Raw genomic sequence first — 22571 nt, forward strand, 5'->3', positions numbered from 1 at the left:
TTTTCGCTACGCAAGCACAGCCGCATGGAGGATGTTTGCACTACCCACCGCCAGCAGTAGCAATGAACGCGCTACTTCGTAAAGCCGCTATCGCGGCGTGAGGAATTCGTAAACATGCGCTAAGGGCTGCCGTTCACGATGATGTACACCATGGCGGAGTTTGTGCCGCCCTGTCCATCGCTCACAAGATAAGTGAAGTTGGCCTGTCCCACAAAGTCTGCCTCTGGCATGAAAACCAGATTTCCGCTTATAAAGTACAGAGAACCACGCGATGGGCCTACGGCAGAAGACACAAACAGCTGGTCACCATCCGGATCTGAGTCATTGGCCGTCAAGGTCACCAACGGAATGGTCAGGGCTGTGTTCTTCGATGTCGCTAGGTAGTCATCGACCGGTGCCGGCTGCCGATTGCCGCCCATCACCAATGTCACTTTGGAAATGGCCGTCCCACCATGTCCATCACTCACGGTGACGTCAAAACTATCCTGCCCCAGGAAATTCGCCTCCGGCACATAGGTGAATGCCCCCGTAGCCGCGTTGAGGACCACCGTTCCATGACTGGGTGCCACGCTGACCAAATACGACAACTGGTCACCATCTGGGTCAGTCGCGCTCACCACGCCACTCATGGCCGTCGCGGTATGCGAATAGAGCGACAGGTTCGTGGTGACAGGCGAATCGTTGCCATTGTTGACCGTGATCGTCACTGTAGCCGTCGCCGTTCCACCATGGCCGTCGTCAATGGTGTAGCTAAAGTAGTCGGTGCCGCTGAAACCACTGTTGGGCGAGTAGATCGGGTTGCCGGTGACGGAATCGGTCACCACGCTGCCATTGGCGCCCTGTGTCACGCCTACTACGGTAAGCGCGTCGCCGTCCGCGTCGGTGTCGTTGGCGCGCACTGCGATGGTTACCGAGCTGTTCTCGGTCACAACAGCCGTATCGTCGTTGGCAATGGGCGCCGTGTTCACCACCGGGGCGGCGTTGACCGTCACGTTCACGCTGGCTGTTGCCGTGAGGCCCTTGCCATCGGTGATTGTGTAGCTGAAGCTGTCGGTGCCGCTGAAGCCGCTATTGGGCGTGTAGATCGGGTTGCCGGAGACGGCATCGGTCACCACGCTGCCATTAGCGCCCTGTGTCACGCCTATCACGGTCAGCGCGTCGCCCTCCGCGTCGGTGTCGTTGGCGCGCACCGCGATGGTTACGGAGCTGTTCTCTGTCACAACAGCCGCATCGTCGTTAGCGATGGGCGCTGTGTTCACCACTGGGGCGGCGTTGATCGTCACGTTCACGCTGGCTGTTGCCGTCAGGCCCTTGCCATCGCTGATGGTGTAGCTGAAGCTGTCGGTGCCCTGATAGCCTGCAGTGGGCGTATACAGCAGCTTGCTGCTACCGTCCACAGCCACACTGCCGTGTGCACCAGAGCTATGCGATTGGATGCTGAGCGTGTCTCCATCGGGATCACTGTCATTGACCAACACGGGAATCGACACAGCAGTGCCAGCCGTGGTTAGCGCGCTATCACTCACGGCATGGGGCGTTCGGTTGACCGTGACGGTCAACAGCCCCTCGGCGCCCGTATGGGTGCGGTAGTTCACTACCAAGTCAGCAGCGGGAAACGGCTTGGCCGCCGTAAAAGAAAATGCGCCATCTGCCTGCAAGCTAAAACTGCCCAGCGTTGGCGCACTGGCAGCACTGCCCGCCATGTAGCGCACGCCATCCACCCCATAGCTGGCCACCAGCAAGGCGCCATCGGCATCGCTGTCGTTGCTCAATACGTTGCCCGCCACGGTCTGCCCTTCATTCACAGAGGCGCTATCCGCCACCACTACAGAGGGCCCAGCCCCTTGCAGCGCGGCGATGGCATCGGCACACAACTGGGCTACATCCACCTGGCAGGCTTTGCCCACATCCACCTGGTTACCCACCGTGCATGGCGTCGCTGTAGGCGGCGACGCCGTGGTCACCGGTACGGCGGGGGCACCTGCCGGAAAGCAGGCTTGCCAGGTCGGCATGGTGATGCTTTTGATCAGCAAGGGCTTGCTGCTTGCGTTGCTGAATTCCACAGGCACAAAGCCGGTGATGACGCCTGCGGTCTGCAGCGCCTGCACCGGCACATTCAGCGTCTCACCGCCGTCTTGGGTAAATTGCAGTTGTAACAACTGCAACTGCGCCAGCACCTTGTCTCCCCACAGCGCAGAAGCGCTCAGCGCCAACATGGCAGCACCCAAAGCCGCACTGCGCAAGGTGTGCAAAGACACGCCCATGCAGCGCAACATGGCCACCAGGCCCAGCACCAGCACGGCCATCAGCAGCAGCCAGGTCAGCGCATGCCCGGCAGGGACCGGCACCGGGCCAGCAGCCACTGCCATGGCGACGGGGGCCGTAGTGATGGTTTGGGCCTGCGCAGCGCCTGCCAAAAGCCCCGCTACGGCGGCTGTACCCACGGCTGACAGCCGGGCAGAAACGGTGTAAGTCATAGGTGTTTTTGCAGCAGCAAGTCGGCCGCCTTCACAGGAAAGGAAACACCCGCAATCTAACACTTGTTTACTTGTTTGAAGCAACGGCACGTGTGCACCACGGCAAATTCATCCAGCCTTATGAGAAGCCGGTTCAAGCCCCCGTTTGACTGCGGATGCGCTCAGGGTGAACGTAAAAACAATGGGGCTGTGCATGCCCACAGACTCTGGGCCACAGTGGCCCACCCACAAGCACCGGCAGCGGAAGCAGCCTGCTCCTCGGTGGAGGCGAATCCTGGAGTTTTTTGCCTGCTGGCATCCCCCGCGTGCTCAGCGCAAACGATTGAATCGAAAACAAAAACGCCAAGCATCCCTACTTTTTAGCCGGGCGCTCCTTGGTCAGCCAGGGCACCACCATCAACACCACCAGCGCAATCACGGTGCAAAAAATGGCGGCCGACTCCTCGCCCACGCCCACGGCTACGCCAATCGCGGCGGTAAACCAGATGCCGGCCGCCGTTGTGAGGCCTTTCACATCTTCCTCACCACCTTTGCTCGATTTGAGAATCGCGCCCGCGCCCAGAAAGCCCACGCCTGCGATCACGCCCTGAATCACCCGGCTCGACTCTTGCGGCGTCACGCCCAGCAACAGCGCAATCGTCATGAACATGGCCGCGCCCATGGCCACCAGCATATGGGTACGCAGCCCGGCAGATTTGCCACTGGCCTCGCGCTCAAAACCCAGCAAACCACCCAACAGCGCAGCCAGCACCAACTTGAAGACAACGCGCGTGGCCTGCTCCAGATCGGGCAGGTCCGACAGCTCTTTGGCGATGGTGTTCCAGATGATGGCGGCAGCGGAATCGGTGGCGCTCATGGCACATGGCTCCTGTAAATATGGTGGCCCGATGCTAGCGCCTCGCTCGCCCCTCTTATGTAGGACGGTCCATGCGATAATTCCCCCAGCCCCCCGTACAGGGGCTGGTGCGTAAGAACACCCCAACCAGTGCGGTGCAGCCTCCCCGTTAGCGAGGCTTTGTCACGTCTGAATACTTGGGCGCAGGCCATGCTTGCGCTCGCCGGTTTCGGACGGGATGGGGCTGTCCGTGAGGCTGCCCGCACGGCATTGGACGTGTTCTTAACATCCCGTCCACCCGTTTGTGCGTAAGAACACAAGCGGGTGGCTCCAAGTCTCTCAATGGAGCATGGAACCATGAAACCTATGGACCACCCTCACCGCAGCGCCAGCCTCTCGCACGGCCTGCTTGGCCACCTCGCAAAGACAACGGGAGGTGCTCAATGAGCGATACCCTGCGCGACGATCCCCAGCCGTTTGACCTGCACGCCGCCGCCCACGCCCATACGGTGGCCGGTTTTACCTACAGCTTGCGCCTCCAAAGCCACCAAGCCGCCAGCCTGGCCCGCAGCCTGCGCGGCATAGAAGCAGCAGCCCGCGTGCTGGTGGCAGAAACCGGCGAGGACTATAGCGACACCGCCCTCGTCTTGGGCGACTACCTGCGCAGCGGCCTGGCGGAAGCCATCGTCACCATGGCCGCCAATGCGGGCGAGCTGCTCGACAGGGTGAACGACCAAACCCGCGCCGCCCACCAGGCAGCCCAGCCCTTGCGCTGAGCCAGCCCGCTAATACCAACACCCTGAAAAAATCCCGCCTGGTTGCAAACCACGCGGGATTTGTGTTGTGCAGGTGGAGCTGCTTTCAGGATTGCGCTGGTATGAGCCCTGTTGGCTTGCAGCTCCCGACCCGTTGCGACAGTTAACGCCGGGCCAAAACAGCCATTCACCCTCTGCGCCACCCCATACACCACCAAGCCACCCGAAGGTGGCCTGGTGATTGGGGGCGTCAAGCGCTTAAGCCTGGATCGAGGTTCTTCTCCAGCGCAGGCCCAATGCCCCCAACGCTGCGGCGGCCAGGTTCAGCAGCACGATGGCCAAAGCACCCAGTGATGGCACCGGCGTAGGTTCTGCAAGCACCACTGCAGCCGACACTGTTTGTGTGAATGCTGCACTTTGTGCCGCTGCGTTGTTGGCGTCGCCGCTGTAGCTGGCGATGATGGTGTGCGCTCCTGGCGTGGTCAGCGTTGTCACCTTCAGCGTAGCGCTGCCGTTCACCAAGGTCGCCGTGCCCAGCGGGGTGCCGTTGTCGGTCACGGTGATGGTGCCCGTGGGCACGGAGGCTGCCTTGGTCTGCAGCTGGGCGGATTTGCTGGCGTCGGGCGTCACTGTAACGGTAAAGCTTACCTCGTCACCCGGCTTGGAGGGGTTGGCGCTGGAAGTCACCACCACGCCCGTGCCGGTCTGGCCTACGGCGATGGTCTGCGGCGTAGGCGCTGTTGCATCCTCGTAATCCGCATTGCCCAACTGACTGGCCGTGACCACACAGTTGCCCTTGGCGTTGAAACTCACCACGCTGCCTGCGATGGAGCACACGCTGCTGGCGCTGGCGTCAATTGCAAACGTCACCGCATTGCCCGATGCGCCGCCGGTGGCAGCGACGGTGTACTTTCCTCCCACCTTGGCACCCGTGGGGACGGTGCTGGTGAACTGGATGGTCTGGCTAATCTTGCCCACCGCAATAGTCTGCGGCGTAGGCGCTGGCGCATCCTCGTAGTTCGCATTGCCCAACTGGCTGGCTGTCACCACGCAGTTGCCCTTGGCGTTGAAGCTCACCATGTTGCCCGCAATGGAGCACACGCTAGTGGCGCTGGCATCTATCGCAAAGGTCACCGCATTGCCCGATGCGCCACCGGTGGCAGCTATGGTGTAGTTGCTGCCCACCTTGGCACCCGTGGGGACGGTGCTGGTGAACTGGATATTCTGGCTGCCCTTGGCCACAGCGATGGAAAACGTCACATCTCTGGTGTTGGTGGCGCTGTTGCTGTTGCCTGTATCGGTCACACGAACTGTGAGGTTGATCGCAGTCGCTGTGGCAGTCGTGGGGGTGCCAGTGATGGCCGCCCCGATCAGGCTCAAGCCTGCAGGCAATGTGCCCGAATGCAGCGCAAAGCTGTAGTTGCCAGTACCACCACTGGCGGGCAAGGGCAAGTGGAACGCTTCGCCGACCCTGGCGATGAAAGGTGCCAGCAGCGTGAGTCCAGCCAGCGGCGTGGCCGCTGCGCTGGGCGCTGATTCGGCACTTGGGCCTGCTGAGTTGTTTGCCACCACGGTGAACACATATGGCGTGTTGTTGGTGAGGTTGTCCACTGTACAGGTGGTGTCAACATCATAAGGGTAGAAAACGCTTGCCTTACTGCTGCATTGGCCCAAGACAGGGCTGGTTGTACCAGGCGCATAGGCATACACCGTATAGCTCGTGATGTCGCTGCCGTTGCCGCTGGCCGATGCGGTCCAGCTCACCGCAACGGAACCGTCTCCGGCCAGAGCTGAGACTCCCGTAGGAGCGTCGGCTTGGATCCACATGTGCTTGTATATATCCACGCTTGCGATAGAAGCGCTGCCATTCCATCCCCCCGTGATCAGCACCTGGCTTCCCGGAAGTAGCGTTGCAGTGTGCAAGGCTTGTTTTTTTAGCGCAGTACCCCAGTTCCAGACATTAAGAGCTGGGTCGAACAACTCCGCAAAGGGCCAATCGCTTGAAGGATAGGAAGCATATCCTCCTATGACCAGCACCATGCCATCCGGTAGCAGCGTCGCTGTGTGCAAGCCGCGAGATCGCGACATAGCCCCTGACACGCTCCAGCTGTTGCTGGCCGGGTCATACAGCTCCGCGCTCGCGAGAAAACCGGAGTTACGTACTCCCCCCGCGACCAGCACCCGGCCATCAGCCAGCAGCGTCGCCGTGTGACCATACCGAACCGCTGACATACTGCTCGCGGTGCTCCAGCTGTTGCTGGCCGGGTCATACACCTCCACGCTCGCAGAACTGGGGCCGCCGAGGTCCCCCCCCGTGACCAGCACCTTGCCATCTGGCAGCAGAGTTGCAGTGTGCGAGTGCCGTGCTATTGTCAATTTGCCCGCTGCACTCCAGCTTTTAGTGGCCGGGTCATACACCTCCGAGCTATTGGTGATAACTTGGCTGCCGCGCCCCCCCGCGACCAGCACCTTGCCATCTGACAGCAGCGTCGCAGTGTGCGCATAACGACCTAATGCGAGATTGCCCACCGTGCTCCAGCTGTTGCTGGCCGGGTCATACACTTCCGCGCTCGTGAGTTCAACGGTGCCGTTGCGCCCCCCGTGACCAGCACCTTGCCATCGGACAGCAGCGTCGCGGTGTGAGCAATCCGAGCCGTCTTCAGATTACCCCCCGCGCTCCAGCTATTGCTGGCTGGGTCATACAACTCGGACGTCGCTAGAGCGCCATTGTTGTCTCCCCCCGTGACCAGCACCCTACCGTCCGCCAGCAGCGTCGCCGTGTGTGAGTCCCGCGCACCCGCCATGCTCGCAGCAGCATGAAAGCTTCGGGCCTGAGCGCCAAGGCCCAGGAACATCGCTCCCCACACGAAAAAAAGCAAACACCAGCGCATCAGCGCTCTGGCTCGCCCAGGTACGTGCCCTTGAACCAAGCTGTGCGTAGTGAACTGCATCGATAACCCCTCTTCATGGCAAATGCTGAAGTGGTTCATCGCGATGGGAAGAACCACGGTGGTAGTTATCGAATTACACACAGAACAAATTGAAACAAGCAATAGACCATTTGTACTATTGGATGTTCATACAGTGGTTAGGACTCCAAGGTCTGCTTTAGGAGCGGGTTGGTGAAGGACTGGTATTGGCCGCCAGCGGACCTCCGCCACCTCACGCCCCATCACCGGCCTGCAGACCGGCTCCCAGAACAGAACTCGGCTACCTGCCTCCGCCTCAAAACAAATCGTGATTCGCTGACTTGTTGGCCGCTGCGCTGCGCTCACGCACGCGGCTGATCAGCTTGCGCAGGCCGCGCTCGCTGATATCTTACTGGCGGGCCAGCTCGCCCAGGTTGCGGCCCACCCTTCAATAACGCACCCCCAACCGCTCATCCCACGGGTCGAACTGCGCCAACTGCCGACGCCTACTGCGCTCGGCCGTTTTGTGGCCCTCTGAAACCCTGGGCGGACAAGTCGTAAGCCTTCGCCCTGGCACGCCCAGCCATGCCGAGCAGCCCATCCTGTAAGCGCCAGCGCGTCAGTACCAACAGCTAACACCAACACATGCGCCGCCCATATACAACCAAGCCACCCGAAGGTGGCTTGCATCAATGGTTGACGGCCGTTTATGCCTGTGCGGTCTTACGGCGCAAACGCAGGGCCAAGCCTCCAAAGCCGGCGGCCATGGCGCTTAGCAGCACCAGAGCCAGGTTGCTCAAGCTGGGCACAGGCGTGGGTGCAGATACGGACGCAGCGTTTACGGTTTGGATCCAGACGGCACTTTGAGCTGCGGGAAAGCTCGCATCGCCGCTGTAGCTCGCCACAATGTTGTGCGCGCCTGGTGTAGTCAACGAGGTAACCGCCAGCGTAGCCTTGCCACTGCCGTCCAGCGGCGCGGTGCCGAGCGTTGTGGCGCCATCGGTCAAAGTGACGGTACCCGTGGGCACAGGCGCTGCCTTGGCCTGGCTGCTTTGCGCTTGCAGGCTCTTGGTGGAATCGGGCACCACAGCAATGCTGAAGGTCACCTCTTGGCCCGGCAGCGATGGGTTGTGCGAGGATTCGACGGTGATGACCGATGCCGCTTGCCCAACCTTCACCGTTTGGCTGACGGGCTGCGCTGCGGTGAAATTGCCGTCCCCCGCCTGGTTCGCAGTGATGACGCAAGTACCAACCGTATCGAAGCTCACGACCGATCCCGCCAGCGAACAGGCATCGCCGCTCACGCTCAGCACCACCGGCTGGGTAGAGCCACCACCGCTGGTGGTGACCGTGTAGCTGCCACCCACCTTGGCATTGGCAGGCGCTGTGGATGTGATAGCCAGCGTTTGCCCAGCCTGGCCAATGGTGAGCGTGCCCGGCGCGTAGGCGATGGTGTAATTGGCGTTGAGTGCACCATTTGCCGTAATGGGGTAGCTGCCAACGGGCGATGCTGCCGTTGCGGTTGTGGTGACAGCAGGAGGCGGGTTCAATGAAGCAGCAGTATCTCCATTCACCCAACCGCTGTAGCTCACCGTAAATGCAGGCAGCGCTTGCCCGTACACCATGCTGGCATTGTTCGCTGTGATGGTGAGTGGTGCGGGGTTGACCGTAACGTTGACGGAGACCGGCAGTGTGCTTGCGCCATTGCTGTCGGTGGCTGTGATGTCGATGGTGTAAGTGCCGGCGGCAAGCGTGTTGGCTGCAGAGATATTGCCTGTGCTGTCAACACTCAACCCCGCTGGTGTGCTGGCGGGCGCGCTGAAGCTCAACGTACCTGCACCACCCGTGGCACTAGCCGCTTGGTTGTAGGCCGTACCGTAGGTTGTGGTGAGTGTGCTGGGCGCGGTGACGCTAAAGGCACTGAACGTAGCGGTAACGGTTTTGGCCGCATTGACCGTTACGCTGCAGCCAGGGCTAGTGCTGCCAGCGCAGGCATCGCCGCTCCAGCCTGTAAAGGCCGAACCGGCAGGGCTTGCCGGGCTGGCGGTGAGTGTGACAAGCTGGCTTTCAAAATAAGCCAAGGCGCTGCAGTTGTCGGTGGGGCATGCGGGCGCCGTGCTGGCCCCCTTGGGCGGGGTGTCCAGCTGAACATTGCCTGTACCGGTGAGGCTAACGGTCAGCGGGTACAGACCCAGCTCGACAGCACCTGCGTCGCACTGCGCGCTCTGCGGCCTTGCCACACCACGCTGATCGGCCGCAGGTGTCAGTGGCGTGCAAGCGTAGGCATCAATGGCAGAACCGCCCACACCGGGCAGCATGGTTTGCGTGGGGCCGCCGTTGTCTTGCAGTGGGCCAAGTTTGGGATCACTGTCCAGATTGCCGCCCCCATCCGTTCCTAAATCTGCTAACCAATTTGCAGAACCGCCCGAGCCTTGCAGAATATTGTTGCTGAACGTGGCGCTTCCACCGCGCAAGTTATAAACCTCTGCACCTTCCTCAGTCGCAGTATTTCCCCAAAAAATGTTGCCGGAATACTTGTTTCCCGTTGAGGAATTATTGGTAACCGCACCCCCATATTTTGCCGAGTTGCCAGAAAAGGTGGAATTGCTGACGTTGGCGTTACTGGTGCCGTAAGCCCCGTTGTTGACTACAGCACCACCGTAGCCGGAAGCCGCAGAATTATTCAGAAAAGTTACGTTGGTAAAGGAGGGGCTGCTATTACCAGATGGATTGGCGCTGTTCACCACCGCTCCGCCTCCCCCTGCAGCTGAATTACCCTCAAAAAGTGAATTCGTGATGCTGGGGCTGCTCGTCCCGTGGTTGCCAGCCTCGTTGAACAAAGCGCCTGCAAGTGCAGCTGAACCATTTGCTCTGTTATCGCTAAACACCAAATTGTTCATACGGGGACTGCATTCGTGGTTGGCACCCGATCCATTGCAATACATGCCCCCGCCTGCGAGTTGATCGGGGAAAGCCACCATTGCCTGTGTCGCCAATCCTCGAACCACACTGAACCCGTCCAGCACCGTGGTTCCCGTGATGCGGCCACCTGCCGTTGTCGTGCCGTCGATATAGAGCACCGTGCGTGTGTTTTCTCCATCAAGTACGGTGGTGCTGCTGTTCACCGGTGCAGGGCGCGCTGCAAAGCTGGTTTCATTGCCAACAAACCCGCCATAGAGCTGGAGTGTTCGCGCAATGATGAAGCCTTTGGCTTCTGCCTGCTGCGTGTAGGTGCCTTGTTGGAGCCAGATTTCTGTACAGCTCGGCTCGGCAAGCGCCGAGGCCAGGCTCATGGCGCTCGACCACGCCGCGCTCGCTGCTGTGCCTGTACCCGTTGGCGTCACCACGCAGACACCTGCGGCGGGTGTTGTCTGCGCCTGCGCTTGCATAGCCGTGCCAGCCAAAAGCAATGTCGGCAAGAGCACCCGCCAGACCGGCTTGCGCAGAAGCCGCGTCGCGGACCGCAAAGTGGATGGAGGTTTGCTCAACGGATTGGACTGCTGCATAGGTCGACCCCTGTTCTTTGTTGAATTTGTGATTTATTGATCGCAATGTGCGAATCGATAGCTGCACCAATTCGAGCAAACCTGCAAGAGTTTGAATACCCTTGAATCAGGTGTCTTAGTGTTTTATAGACAATTGTTCACCCTTGCATTTGAGCTTGGGTATCAGGTTGGCGTCAGATGCTGCTGTATACGGGCAAGCCCGCACCGGAGCAGCGAGCAGTGCTTGCCCGCGAGCGCGAAGCACGGACTGCCCTTTTTCAAGACACAGCCACTTACCACTTTGCGTTAGCTAGGGCAGCCAACCCCAAGCCCAACGTGGTTTGCACAAATATTCAATACTTCAAATATCATTGAACTATGTCTGAAGACCAAATCATCAAATCCCTCGCCGCCTTGGCGCACCAGGTGCGGCTGCGGGTGTTCCGTGCGCTGGTGGTGGCCGGGGCCGACGGGCTGACGCCTTCGGTTTTGGCCGAGCAACTGGGTGTGGCGGCGACGGCGCTGTCCTTCCACCTCAAAGAGCTGGTGAACGCCGGCCTGGTGAGCCAGGAGCGCATGAGCCGCAACCTGATCTACCGCGCCGATTTTGCGCAGATGGACGGCGTGCTGGGCTACCTGACACAGAACTGCTGCGCCGGCGCTGGCTGCGAGCTGGCCGCGCCCGTTTGCTGCCCCGGCAACGACAACACGCCCTGCTGCTGAGCATGGCGACGAATGGGCTGGCTTTGTTCAGCCGCAACTCAGCCAGCCGCATGCTGGCCAGAGCCAAGTTTCACCCCACACCCGCATTGAGGACACACCGGTCATGCTCACGGCCATTTTGATTTTTTTACTGACACTGACGCTGGTGATCTGGCAACCACGCGGCTTGGGGATTGGCTGGAGCGCCTCGCTGGGTGCCGTAACGGCGCTGCTCTTGGGCGTTGTACACCTGGCCGACATACCGGTGGTCTGGAACATTGTGTGGAACGCCACGGCCACCTTTGTGGCGGTGATCATCATCAGCTTGCTGCTCGACGAAGCGGGCTTTTTTGAATGGGCTGCGCTGCACGTTGCCCGCTGGGGCGGCGGCAGCGGCAGCAAGCTGTTCGCCTTTATTGTGCTGCTGGGCGCAGCGGTATCAGCCTTGTTTGCCAACGATGGCGCGGCGCTGATTTTGACGCCGATCGTCATGGCCATGCTGGTGGCGCTGGGCTTTTCAGCGGCAACCACACTGGCCTTTGTGATGGCGGCGGGCTTTATTGCAGACACGGCCAGCTTGCCGTTGATAGTGTCTAACCTGGTGAATATCGTGTCGGCGGATTTTTTCAAAATCGGCTTTAACGACTATGCCTCCGTGATGCTGCCCGTCAACATGGCCTCGGTGCTGGCCAGCCTGGTGGTTTTGCTGCTGTTCTTCAAGCGCGATATTCCGGCCACCTACAAGCTGGGCCAGCTTAAAGCGCCTGCTGCAGCCATCAAAGACAAGGCCACTTTCCGCGCTGGCTGGGTGGTGTTGGCGCTGCTGCTGGTGGGCTTTTTTGCGCTGGAGCCGATGGGCGTGCCCGTGAGCGCAGTGGCAGCGGCAGGCGCTGTGCTGCTCTTGGCCGTGGCAGCGCGTGGGCATGTCATCAGTACTAAAAAAGTGCTGCGCGGCGCGCCGTGGCAGATTGTCATCTTCTCTTTGGGCATGTACCTAGTCGTCTACGGCCTGCGCAACGCCGGGCTCACCAACTCCATTGCCAGCCTGCTCAACCGCTTTGCAGAAGGCGGCGTGTGGGGCGCTGCCATGGGTACGGGCATCTTGTCGGCGCTGCTCTCATCCGTGATGAACAACATGCCAACCGTGCTTATTGGCGCGCTGTCGATAGACGCATCCAGCGCAAGCGGTGCCGTCAAAGAAGCCATGGTGTACGCCAATGTGATTGGCTGCGACCTGGGCCCCAAGATCACGCCCATAGGCAGCCTGGCAACGCTGCTGTGGCTACATGTGCTTGCCAAAAAAGGCACCAGCATCAGCTGGGGCTACTACTTGCGCGTAGGCGCGGTGCTCACCTTGCCCGTGCTGCTTTTTACGCTGGCGGCGCTGGCCTTACGGCTGAGCGTGGTTTTCTGATAACTGGCAACACCACCCAAGTGCTATGAGCAACATCACCATTTACCACAACCCGGCCTGCGGAACCTCGCGCAACACCTTGGCCTTGATCCGCAACAGCGGCGAATCGCCAACGGTTATCGAATACCTTAAAACCCCGCCAGACCGTGCCACCTTGGTGCAACTGATCCAGGCCATGGGCATGCCCGTGCGCGAAGTACTGCGGCAAAAGGGAACCCCGTACGACGAGCTGGGCCTGGCAGATGCCAAATGGACGGACGACCAGCTGATGGATTTCATGCTGCAACACCCGATTTTGATCAACCGCCCGATCGTTGTTACGCCCATAGGCACGCGCTTGTGCCGCCCATCTGAGGCGGTGCTGGACATTCTGCCGAAGCCCCAGCAAGCGGCATTTACCAAAGAAGATGGCGAAGCGGTGGTAGACGCAAACGGCAAGCGCATCGCCAAGCGCTGATCAAAACCCATAACCACAGCCCAAGGCTTAAGCCGGTGGGTGGCACGCGCCAAACCATCCAAGCGCTGGTACGAGCGTTCGCCACCTGCCGCCCGCCCCTGAAAATTCCACTCTGTTCTCTCCCATGTCTGCCGAATCCATCTCCACCAACCTCGACGCTGCCAGCTTCCACATCCCCACGCAACAAGCGCTGGTGGCAGCCCAAACCTCCACGCATGCGCCGCGCATTCTTATGCTGTATGGATCGCTGCGCGAGCGCTCGTACAGCAAGCTGCTCACCCAAGAAGCCGCCCGCTTGCTGCAAGGCATGGGCGCCGAGGTGCGCATTTTTGACCCCGCCGGCCTGCCCCAGCCCGACGGCGCGCCCACCGACCACCCCAAGGTCAAAGAGCTGCGCGAACTGGTGCGCTGGTGTGAAGGCATGGTCTGGACCTCGCCCGAGCGCCACGGCGCGATGACCGGCATCATGAAGTCGCAGATCGACTGGATTCCGCTGTCCGAAGGCGCCGTGCGCCCTACCCAGGGCAAAACGCTGGCCGTCATGCAGGTGAGCGGCGGCTCGCAGTCTTTCAACGCCGTGAACCAGCTGCGCATTCTGGGGCGCTGGATGCGGCTATTGACCATCCCCAACCAAAGCTCGGTCGCCAAGGCCTACGAAGAGTTCAGCGAGGAAGGCCGCATGAAGCCATCGGCCTACTACGACCGCGTGGTGGACGTGATGGAAGAGCTGATGAAGTTCACCCTGCTGACCCGCGACATTGCTCCCTATCTGGTAGACCGCTACAGCGAACGCAAGGAAGAACGCGCCAAGATGCACGCGCAGACTTTGGCGAGGATGTGAGGCTATTGGGGTTGGGGTTGTAACAGCTGTCTGGAAAGTTGGGGCGACACCTGCGTGCCACCCCACAAGTGCTCATTGTGCCGCTACTTAATTTTCACGAGGTTGAAGTTTGCACTGCCCGTCAGAGTAGCTGCTCCAAGTAAGCCATACATTTGCACACTGAGAGTATCGTCAGCGGTTAGCGACACAATAACTTGAGAGGCAAACTGAGTAGTCGCTACTACAGGGCTGACAACCGAAGTGCTAAGTGGCGAACCATTCAATACAACACGTGTACTCATCAACAAAGCAGTGTTTGTCATGAGCTAATAAGACAGTTGGTAAACACCCGTACTGGGAACAGTGACCACCGTATTCGATGCATTAACTACAACACCTGCATTGGCATTAACCGTAGGAAACGGCAAAGGTGTGCCCGCCAAAGTTACGGCTACTACTGCCCCGGAAACGTTGGAGGCTGAAAAGTAAGTGTCTGTAGCAGACCCGCTCTCCCCCTTGGCCGCCAACACAGACCAGACCGTAGCGTCCGTACCGGGCGTGATGTTTTGATTGTTTACCAAAGCAATATAGCTGGAGCCTTGGGAAGAAACTGCATCGCCAATTTGGTAAACCGTAGCGCCGCTCCAGACACCTTTGAACACCATTCCCACTGGGCCTGCCGGGCCGATAGGGCCAGTTGGGCCAGCGTCCCCCTGGACACCTTGAGGGCCTATGGCACCTGGACCACCAGGAGCCCCGGGAGCACCAGCAGCACCCACTGGCCCTATCGGCCCGGCAACGCCAGCAGGCCCTGCGGGGCCCATGGCTCCGGCTGGGCCAGCTGGCCCTATTGCACCGGCAGGGCCAGCCGGGCCGGTAGGCCCTGGCGTGCCGGCAGACACCGAAGCATCGCACTGCCCCAAAACACCTGCGGAATCACGGCACACCGTGTTGCTGTAGCTCGCAGCCGCAGGCAAACCCGGCAGTTGCACCTGCTGGTTGGGCAGTACCTGGATGGCCGGCGTTGAGGCACTGGAGTTGATGGTGACGCCAGCGCCAGGCGCGGGCGTAATCACCACATCGTCTGCCGCCCAGGCAGAGGCGGACAAAAGTGCTGCCAGCAAAGGAACGATAGTGGGTTTGATTGGTTTTTTCATGATGTTGCAAGCCAGGTATGGGGCAATAAAGGCAGGCCAGAAGGTGCTTGGTCAGCGTTGACGGCGGACACGCCAAGCGCCCAGCGCGGCGAGCAGCAAAGACAAGAGCAGCAGTGCCAGCGGTTGCAGCGAAGGCACAGGCACAGCCGCCACGGCAGCGGTGGCCTTGCCCGACGGATCAACCGCACCCAACGGCCCTGCGGCCGGGCAGGCCACGCTGTCCACCCGGGTGACGCTGCCGCCAGTTGCCACCACTGAGCCTTGGTTGCTGTAGTTCTGCGCCAGCTGCACGCTGGCTCCCGATATATCCAGCAGACCGCCAACATTGATCTGCACATTGCGCACATTCACGATGGACCCGCCCGCACCCTGCACCAAGGTGCCCGACACCTGCAGATCCGTGCAACCCAGGTTCAGTGCGCTGCCCGCCTTTTGGTAACTGGCTCCGGCTGGAATGACAATGTCCGCCTGTGCCACCGTGCCTATAGCCAATAAAACGGCCAAGCCGCCCCACTTGCGCAGAATTGCTGGCACACCCAAAGCAGCCTGAGCCCATAAATGTTTCATAGCCGCGATTACAACCTAAATGTGTTTAAACGTAAACCGTGCAAACAAAATATTCAGAATCTGAGCATACTAGGATGCATCTGCGGGATGCGCGGGCGAAGAAGCCACATCCATTGAAATCAATGGCTTGAACTGGTTATCGGATACAAAATGGCGTTATTCGGACGACCCAGGGACTTTCCCCTGAGCACAAGCGCAGGCAACGCAGCACCGCATGCACCCACTAGAACGCACCAAAGCCTTGCTCGATCAAGCCATGGATTCACACTCTGCACAGCAGACGCTGCTGCATGTGCTGGAAGCAACACTGGAACTGGTGTCGCTGCCGGGCAATGATTTTTCTTGGTCATCTTGGCGGGACGCTGCCCATGCGCAAACCGAGTTGGAAGGGCAGATAGCGCTTTTGCAAACCGGCGCTTTGCCAAACCGACAGCAGTTGCTGGTGCTGTTTGCGGCAACCGGGCCGCTGCAAGAGCTGGCCATGGCCAGCGGCTGGGCAGAGGTTTATCTGCAGTTGGCGGCAGTGTTTGATGCAGTTGAGAGACGGATGTGAATCAGGTGTTGGCTGTTCAGGATGTCCCTCTCCACCCCTTTCGGGGACGCTGGCTGCAGGGCACGTTTTTTCCCCTAGCTTTCTTGCGGCCGGCGTTCCGGTGGCCGGCACTCCGGACGTGCAGCAAAAAGGGAGGTCGCCTGCCGGCTCAGTCCCGGCCAGCAGCTGCAAGCATTGCCAGCAACCGCCAGTTAAAAAACCAACCCTAAAAAGCCTTTCAGGCGCTGAGCAAAACAGCGCCCAGCTTACTTGCTCAGCAACGTCGTACTAGCAGGCCGCCCAGCCAAATTCAAGCTAGCCACCGGCGCTGGCGTGCTGGCAATGCGCTGGCCACGGCGCCAGACGCCCAGGCGCGTGGCTTTCAGGCGCAGGGCTTCGACCGGGTCTTTGGCGTGCAGCAGCACAAAGTCGGCATTGCAACCGGCTTCGATACCGTAGCCTTGCAGGCCCAAGAGCTTGGCTGGGTTTTGCGTGACCGCGTCAAAGGCTTGTTGCATGCCTTTGCGACTGGTCATTTGCGCTACGTGCAGGCCCATGTGCGCTACGTCCAGCGCGTCGCCGCTGCCCAGGCTGTACCAGGGGTCCATCACGCAGTCATGGCCGAAGGCGACGGTCAGGCCGGCGGCCATGAGCTCGGGCACGCGGGTCATGCCACGGCGCTTGGGATAGGTGTCGTGGCGGCCCTGGATGGTGATGTTGATCAGCGGGTTGCTGACCACGCCCAGCTGCGCCTCGGCCATCAGCGGGATGAGTTTGCTGACGTAGTAGTTGTCCATGCTGTGCATGGAGGTGAGGTGCGAGCCGGTGACGCGGCCTTGCATGCCCAGGCGCTCGGTGTGGAAGGCCAAGGTTTCGACGTGGCGCGACATCGGGTCGTCCGATTCGTCGCAGTGCATGTCTACGCGCTTGCCCAGATCGGCCGCCAGCTCGCAGAGAATGCGCACGCTTTCAGCGCCGTCGGCCATGGTGCGTTCAAAGTGCGGAATGCCGCCCACCACATCAACACCCATATCGAGCGCCCGCTTCAAGTTGTCCAAACCGCCCTTGGTGCGCAGCACGCCGTCTTGCGGGAATGCGACCAGTTGCAGGTCGATGTAAGGGGCAACGCGCTTTTGCACGTCGAGCATGGCCTCTACCGGCAGCAGGCTCGGGTCGCTGGTGTCCACATGGCTGCGGATGGCCAGCAGGCCACGCGCCACGGCCCAGTCGCAATAGGCCAAGGCGCGCTCCACCAGAGCTTCGTGCGTGAGTTGCGGCTTGAGCTCGCCCCACAGCGCAATGCCTTCGAGCAAGGTGCCGCTTTCGTTGACGCGCGGCATGCCGTAGCTGAGCGTGGCGTCCATGTGGAAGTGCGGGTCGACAAAGGGCGGGCTGAGCAGCAGGCCTTGGGCGTCGACGGTTTCGTGCGCAGGCGCTTGCAGGCCCTCGGTCACTTCGGTGATTTTTCCGCCGATGACAGCGACCGACATGTTCTGGCGGCCATCAGGCAGCGTGGCGTTTTTGATGAGTAAATCGAGCATTTTTTATTCCTTGTAGGAGGGCGCGGCGTTCAGCGCTCGCCCTTGCGATAAGGCTTCATCAAAGCCTGCGGGTACGCGGCTTTGCGCGCTACCAGCACCAGGGCCAGGATGGAGAGCAGATACGGCAGCATCAGGTAGAACTGGTAAGGCACCAGGCCTTCACCCGATTGTTGCAGGCGCAGTTGCAGCGCATCGAAAAACGCAAACAGCAGCGCGCCCAGCAGCGCCTTGCCGGGCCGCCACGAGGCAAACACCACCAGCGCCACGCAGATCCAGCCGCGGCCGTTGACCATGTTGAAGAAAAAGGCGTTGAAGGCCGACAAGGTGAGAAAGGCGCCAGCCACGCCCATCAAGGCCGAGCCGGCGATGATGGCGCCGCTGCGCACGGCCAGCACGGGAATGCCCTGCCCTTCGGCGGCCTGCGGGTTCTCGCCCACCATGCGCACGGCCAGGCCCAGTGGCGTGCGGAACAGCGCCCAGGCCAGCAAGGGCACCAGCAGCAGCGCCAGCAAGGTGAGCGCGGTTTGCTCGCCCAGAATGGGGATGGGCAACCAGTCCATGGCCTCAAATGGCGTGATGGTGGGCGGCGTGTTCACCTTGGGGAAGCTCACGCGGTAGCCGTAGTACGACAAAGCCGTGGCCAGCATGGTGATGCCCAGGCCCGATACGTGTTGCGACAGCGCCAGCCCCACCGTAAGCCACGCATGCAAAGCGCCAAATACAGCACCGGTCAAAGCCGCCACCAGCACGCCCGTCCACAAGCCATGGCCCGCGTAGACGGTGAGCCAGCCGGCAAAAGCGCCGGCCACCATGATGCCTTCGATACCGAGGTTGAGCACGCCTGCGCGCTCGCACAGCAGCACGCCCAAGGTGCCCAGCAACAGCGGCGTGGCGGTGCGCAACACGGCTACCCAGAAGGAGCCGTTGGCCAAAATATCCATCAGTTCAGTCATTGCGCACTCCGCACGGCTTGCTTGTTGTTTGGTGTTTCATTGGCGGCTCACTTTCTGCGCAAACGGTATTGGGTGAGCAGGCTTGCCACCAGCACCGACAGCAGCGAGGCGGCCACGATCACATCGGCAATCGCATTGGGCACGCCCACGGCGCGGCTCATGCTGTCGGCCCCCACCAGCATGCCGGCCACAAACACGGCCGAGGCCACCACGCCCAGCGGGTGCAGGCCGGCCAGCATGGCGATGACGATGCCGCTGTAGCCGTAGCCGGGCGACATGTCGAGCGTGAGGTAGCTGGTGCGGCCCGCCACTTCGATAGCGCCCGCCAAACCGGCCAGGCCGCCCGAGAGCAACGCCACCAGCACCACAGTGCGTGTTACCGGCACGCCAGCAAAAGCAGCCGCGCGCGGGTTGGCGCCGGCAGCGCGGATGGAGAAACCAGACACCGTGCGCTGCAGCACCAGCCACAGCACCACGGCCAAGCCCACGGCCATCAACAAGCCGTTATGCAAGCGGGTTTGCGAAATGAGCTTGCCCAGCTCCAGATCGCCTTGCAGCGCCACGCTTTGCGGCCAGCCCATGGCCATGGGGTCTTTCATGGGGCCGTCGAGCAGGTAAGACACCAGCAGCAGCATGACAAAGTTGAGCAGCAAGGTGGTGACCACCTCGTCCACGCCCAAGCGGGTTTTCATCAAGGCCGGGCCCAGCAGCAAAGCCGCGCCAGCCAAGGCCGCCGCCAGCATCATCAGCGGAAAGAGCACAACCATAGGCAGCTCAAAACCACTGCCGCCATGCATGCCACCCACAGCCACGGCAGCCACAGCGCCTGCGTAGAGCTGGCCTTCGGCACCAATGTTGAACAGGCGCGCGCGGAAAGCCACTGCGGCCGCCAGGCCGGTAAGAATCAGCGGCACTGCGCGGGTCAGCGTTTCGGACAGCGCAAACAGCGAGCCAAAAGCGCCTTTGAACATGGCCGCATAGGTGGCGCCAACAGGCGCGCCCGCCCACAGCACCAGCAAGCCGCTGACAAGCAAGGTGAACACCACCGCGCCCAAGGGCGCCGCCACCATGGCGATTTTGGAAGGGGTTGGTCTTTTTTCTAAACGCATAGGATTCTCTTAGGAGGCGCCTCAGACCGGGCCCGATCCGGCCATGGCCAGACCAATGGTTTCGCGGCTCCAGTCGGCATGGGGCAGCGCGGGCGAGAGATGGCCTTCGTGCATGACGCCAATGCGGTCGCCCAGGGCAAGCACTTCGTCGAGGTCGTCCGATATCAGCAACACGGCTGCGCCGGCATCGCGGGCGGCCAGCAATTGCTGGTGCACAAAGCGCACGGCACCGATGTCGAGCCCCCAGGTGGGCTGGTGCGCCACGATGAGACGCGGCGCCGCACCGTCCGAGCCCTGGGGTGCCAGCAGAGCGCGGCCCAGAATGAGCTTTTGCATGTTGCCGCCTGAGAGCGAGCGGGCCGGCGCATCGAGCCCGCCACCACGCACGTCGAACTTTTGCGATACGTACTGCGCCTGGCTGCGAGCCGCAGCGCGTTTGACCCAGCCCAAGCGCGAGAACCAACGGCTGCGCAGGCGCTCAGACACAGCGTTTTCCCACACCGGCAAATCGCCCACCACGCCCGTGCCGTGGCGGTCTTCCGGAATGCGGGCCACGCCCTGCGCCACCAAGGCGACGGGCGATGCTGGCAAGGGCTGGCCCTGGTAGGTAACCTGTCCGCTGCCAATGCGACGCACGCCGCAAAGCACATCGGCCAAAGCCACTTGGCCGTTGCCGGAGACGCCGGCAATGGCCACAATTTCGCCAGCACGCAATTGCAGCGATACATCGACTAAGCGATCACGCGCCGTGCTTTTTTTGCTGAGCACGGTGTGCACCTTGTCCAACTGGCACACGGTGGCACCAACGTTTTGTGCAGGCCGGCGCTCGGGCAAGGCCACGGCTTCGCCCACCATCCACTGCGCCAATTGCGCTTGGGTAGTGCCTTTTGCGGGCGCCTCGGCCACCAGCTTGCCATGGCGCAAGACGGCCACACGGTCGGCCACGCGCAGCACTTCGCCCAACTTGTGGCTGATAAAGATGATCGACAAGCCTTGCGCCACCATTTGCGCCAGCGTGGCAAACAGCGCTTCGCTCTCTTGCGGCGTGAGCACGGCGGTGGGCTCGTCCAGAATCAGAATGCGGGCGCCGCGGTACAGCGCTTTGAGAATTTCTACCCGTTGGCGCTCGCCCACGGTGAGGCCTGCCACGCGGGCATCGGGCTCTACCGGCAGGCCAAACTGCTGCGCCACCTGCACCAGTTTGGCGCGCGCTTCGCGTTTGGCCGATGCGGGGCGCAAGAGCGATTCGCTGCCGACCATGATGTTGTCGAGCACGCTCAGGTTGTCGGCCAGCGCAAAGTGCTGGTGCACCATGCCAATGCCGGCGGCCAGCGAAGCACGCGGCTGGCCGGGCGGCAAGGGCTGGCCCAAGACGGAGATGCTGCCCTCGTCGGCCACATAGTGGCCGAACAAGATGGACATGAGCGTGGATTTGCCAGCGCCGTTTTCGCCCAGCAGCGCCACCACCTCGCCCCGGTGCAGGGTGAGCGAGATGGCATCGTTGGCCACCAGCGGGCCAAAGCGTTTGGTGATGCCTTGCAGTTGCAGCACCACGGGCGCAGCTGCGGCAGAAGATGGGGGAGACGACATGGTGTTGAGGCACGTGGGGGTGCCGGGGCGCTGGGATGGAATGGGTTTGGGGTGGCGCGCTGGGGCGGAACATGCGACGCATGCAGAACAGCCCCCTCACCCCGCCCTCTCCCGCACGCGGGAGAGGGAGTGAATACCAGGCCGCCGTTAGATTGGCGGCCGGTTTGCAGCTTTACTTGGCAGTCGACTTGGGTTGCGAGTCGTCCACCTTGACCGTGAACTTGCCAGCCAGAATGTCGGCTTCCTTGGCCTTGACCTTGGCTGCCAGATCGGCTGGCACCTTCTTCTCGAAAGTGCCCAGCGGCGCCAGCGACGAGCCCTTGTGCTTCATCATCGAGTACGGGCCGTAGTCCTCAGCCTTGTAGCTGCCGTCCTTGACCGCCTTGATGGCGCGCTCCACGCTCGGCTCCATGTGCCACAGCGCCGAAGCCACCACCGTGTCCGGGTACTGGGCCTGGGTGTTGATCACGTTGCCAATGGCGAGCTTGCCCTTTTCCTTGGCGGCATCGCTCACGCCAAAACGCTCGGCGTAGAGCACGTCGGCGCCCTTGTCAATCATGGCGAAGGTGGCTTCCTTGGCCTTGGGTGGGTCAAACCAGCTGTTGATGAAGCTCACGGTGAACTCCACCTTGGGGTTCACTTCCTTGGCGCCGGCCATGAAAGCGTTCATCAAACGGTTCACTTCGGGGATCGGGAAGCCGCCGACCATGCCGATCTTGCCGGTCTTGGACATGCCGCCAGCGATCATGCCGGTGAGGTAGGCAGGCTCTTGGATGTAGTTGTCGAACACGCTGAAGTTGGGCGCTTGGATCTTGCCCGACGAACCGGCCACGATGGCCAGCTTGGGGAAGTCTTTGGCCACCTTGCGGGCAGCGGCTTCCACGCCGAACACCTCGCCGAACATCAGCTGTGCGCCGCCGGTGGCGTACTCGCGCATCACGCGCTCGTAATCGGCGTTGGAGACGTTTTCGCTCGATTGGTACTCGATCTCGCCACGCGCCTCGGCCGCCTTCAGTGCGGTGTGGATGCGGCTCACCCATTGCTGCTCGTAGGGCACGGTGTAGACCGCAGCCACCTTGATCTTGGCCTGGGCCCATGCCGCCACCGGCGACAGGCCGACGATTGCGGCAGGAATTGCGGCCAGACCCAGCTGAACCAGACGACGCCTTGTACTCATTGCGAAAACTCCTTGTGGTGTAGATCGTCCACCTTGCAGCGGCGGCGCCGATGGGCAAAGTGGCCTGGTGCCAGGCAGAGCAAGTTTCGTA

Annotated in this window: 18 protein-coding genes and 2 pseudogenes; 7 read left to right on the forward strand and 13 right to left on the reverse strand. The window is 61.4% G+C overall.

Annotated elements, in window-relative coordinates; all coding sequences use genetic code 11:
- Positions 1 to 119 precede the first annotated feature (119 nt).
- The gene (locus tag ACFIQF_RS09700; RefSeq protein WP_393942334.1) at positions 120 to 2477 is read right to left on the reverse strand and encodes a midcut-by-XrtH protein; all 2358 of its coding nucleotides are present in this window, start codon (positions 2475 to 2477) and stop codon (positions 120 to 122) included.
- Positions 2478 to 2829: 352 nt separating this feature from the next.
- Positions 2830 to 3333, reverse strand: a complete 504-nt coding sequence (locus ACFIQF_RS09705; protein WP_393942336.1) for an MgtC/SapB family protein — start codon at positions 3331 to 3333, stop codon at positions 2830 to 2832.
- Positions 3334 to 3755: 422 nt separating this feature from the next.
- Between ACFIQF_RS09705 and ACFIQF_RS09710 the strand changes: the two genes are divergently transcribed.
- On the forward strand, positions 3756 to 4088 hold the full coding sequence (locus tag ACFIQF_RS09710; RefSeq protein WP_393942337.1) for a hypothetical protein: 333 nt from the start codon (positions 3756 to 3758) through the stop codon (positions 4086 to 4088).
- Positions 4089 to 4325: 237 nt separating this feature from the next.
- Here the strand turns inward: ACFIQF_RS09710 and ACFIQF_RS09715 are convergent, their stop codons facing one another.
- The 4 genes and pseudogenes from ACFIQF_RS09715 to ACFIQF_RS09730 all read right to left on the reverse strand — a co-directional run bounded on the left by ACFIQF_RS09715 (position 4326) and on the right by ACFIQF_RS09730 (position 9450).
- Positions 4326 to 5894 (reverse strand): Ig-like domain repeat protein, encoded by a 1569-nt coding sequence (locus ACFIQF_RS09715; protein WP_393942339.1) that lies wholly within the window; start codon positions 5892 to 5894, stop codon positions 4326 to 4328.
- A 45-nt stretch (positions 5895 to 5939) separates the two neighbouring features.
- Positions 5940 to 6656, reverse strand: a pseudogene (locus tag ACFIQF_RS09720) (Kelch repeat-containing protein); the annotation flags it as partial.
- Positions 6578 to 7057, reverse strand: coding sequence for a Kelch repeat-containing protein (locus tag ACFIQF_RS09725; RefSeq protein ID WP_393942630.1), 480 nt, complete (start codon positions 7055 to 7057; stop codon positions 6578 to 6580). The gene ACFIQF_RS09725 and the pseudogene ACFIQF_RS09720, both read right to left, overlap by 79 nt.
- Positions 7058 to 7683: 626 nt before the next feature.
- A complete protein-coding gene (locus ACFIQF_RS09730; RefSeq protein WP_393942341.1) occupies positions 7684 to 9450 on the reverse strand; it encodes an MBG domain-containing protein in 1767 nt (588 codons plus the stop codon).
- A gap of 817 nt (positions 9451 to 10267) precedes the next feature.
- Here ACFIQF_RS09730 and ACFIQF_RS09735 point away from each other — a divergent pair.
- The 5 genes from ACFIQF_RS09735 to arsH all read left to right on the forward strand — a co-directional run bounded on the left by ACFIQF_RS09735 (position 10268) and on the right by arsH (position 13875).
- A complete protein-coding gene (locus tag ACFIQF_RS09735) occupies positions 10268 to 10522 on the forward strand; it encodes a hypothetical protein (protein ID WP_393942343.1) in 255 nt (84 codons plus the stop codon).
- A 317-nt stretch (positions 10523 to 10839) separates the two neighbouring features.
- On the forward strand, positions 10840 to 11184 hold the full coding sequence (locus ACFIQF_RS09740) for an ArsR/SmtB family transcription factor (RefSeq protein ID WP_393942344.1): 345 nt from the start codon (positions 10840 to 10842) through the stop codon (positions 11182 to 11184).
- A 103-nt stretch (positions 11185 to 11287) separates the two neighbouring features.
- Positions 11288 to 12577, forward strand: a complete 1290-nt coding sequence (locus tag ACFIQF_RS09745) for an arsenic transporter (RefSeq protein ID WP_393942346.1) — start codon at positions 11288 to 11290, stop codon at positions 12575 to 12577.
- A gap of 25 nt (positions 12578 to 12602) precedes the next feature.
- Positions 12603 to 13034 (forward strand): arsenate reductase (glutaredoxin), encoded by a 432-nt coding sequence (gene arsC / locus ACFIQF_RS09750; RefSeq protein WP_393942347.1) that lies wholly within the window; start codon positions 12603 to 12605, stop codon positions 13032 to 13034.
- A gap of 124 nt (positions 13035 to 13158) precedes the next feature.
- Complete coding sequence (gene arsH, locus ACFIQF_RS09755) at positions 13159 to 13875, forward strand: arsenical resistance protein ArsH (protein ID WP_393942349.1); 717 nt, start codon at positions 13159 to 13161, stop codon at positions 13873 to 13875.
- An 83-nt stretch (positions 13876 to 13958) separates the two neighbouring features.
- Here the strand turns inward: arsH and ACFIQF_RS09760 are convergent.
- Positions 13959 to 15011, reverse strand: a pseudogene (locus ACFIQF_RS09760) (BclA C-terminal domain-containing protein).
- A 51-nt stretch (positions 15012 to 15062) separates the two neighbouring features.
- A complete protein-coding gene (locus ACFIQF_RS09765) occupies positions 15063 to 15545 on the reverse strand; it encodes an IPTL-CTERM sorting domain-containing protein (protein ID WP_393942352.1) in 483 nt (160 codons plus the stop codon).
- Between the two features lie 247 nt (positions 15546 to 15792).
- Here ACFIQF_RS09765 and ACFIQF_RS09770 point away from each other — a divergent pair, with 247 nt between their 5' ends.
- Positions 15793 to 16131 carry a hypothetical protein gene (locus ACFIQF_RS09770; protein WP_393942353.1) on the forward strand — a complete coding sequence of 113 codons (339 nt, stop codon included), beginning with the start codon at positions 15793 to 15795 and terminating at the stop codon, positions 16129 to 16131.
- Between the two features lie 245 nt (positions 16132 to 16376).
- On the opposite strand, the gene ACFIQF_RS09775 is transcribed toward ACFIQF_RS09770, so the two are convergent.
- The 5 genes from ACFIQF_RS09775 to ACFIQF_RS09795 form a co-directional block, all read right to left on the reverse strand.
- The gene (locus ACFIQF_RS09775; protein ID WP_393942355.1) at positions 16377 to 17651 is read right to left on the reverse strand and encodes an amidohydrolase family protein; all 1275 of its coding nucleotides are present in this window, start codon (positions 17649 to 17651) and stop codon (positions 16377 to 16379) included.
- A 29-nt stretch (positions 17652 to 17680) separates the two neighbouring features.
- The gene (locus tag ACFIQF_RS09780) at positions 17681 to 18604 is read right to left on the reverse strand and encodes an ABC transporter permease (RefSeq protein WP_393942357.1); all 924 of its coding nucleotides are present in this window, start codon (positions 18602 to 18604) and stop codon (positions 17681 to 17683) included.
- Between the two features lie 47 nt (positions 18605 to 18651).
- Positions 18652 to 19713 (reverse strand): ABC transporter permease, encoded by a 1062-nt coding sequence (locus ACFIQF_RS09785; protein ID WP_393942359.1) that lies wholly within the window; start codon positions 19711 to 19713, stop codon positions 18652 to 18654.
- 21 nt (positions 19714 to 19734) lie between these two features.
- Positions 19735 to 21303 (reverse strand): ABC transporter ATP-binding protein, encoded by a 1569-nt coding sequence (locus tag ACFIQF_RS09790; RefSeq protein ID WP_393942360.1) that lies wholly within the window; start codon positions 21301 to 21303, stop codon positions 19735 to 19737.
- A gap of 172 nt (positions 21304 to 21475) precedes the next feature.
- Positions 21476 to 22480: a BMP family protein gene (locus tag ACFIQF_RS09795; RefSeq protein WP_393942362.1), complete on the reverse strand. Its 1005-nt coding sequence runs from the start codon at positions 22478 to 22480 to the stop codon at positions 21476 to 21478.
- Positions 22481 to 22571 lie beyond the last annotated feature (91 nt).

Source organism: Comamonas trifloxystrobinivorans, assembly GCF_043359985.1.
In the GTDB taxonomy this organism is placed as follows: domain Bacteria; phylum Pseudomonadota; class Gammaproteobacteria; order Burkholderiales; family Burkholderiaceae_C; genus Comamonas; species Comamonas trifloxystrobinivorans.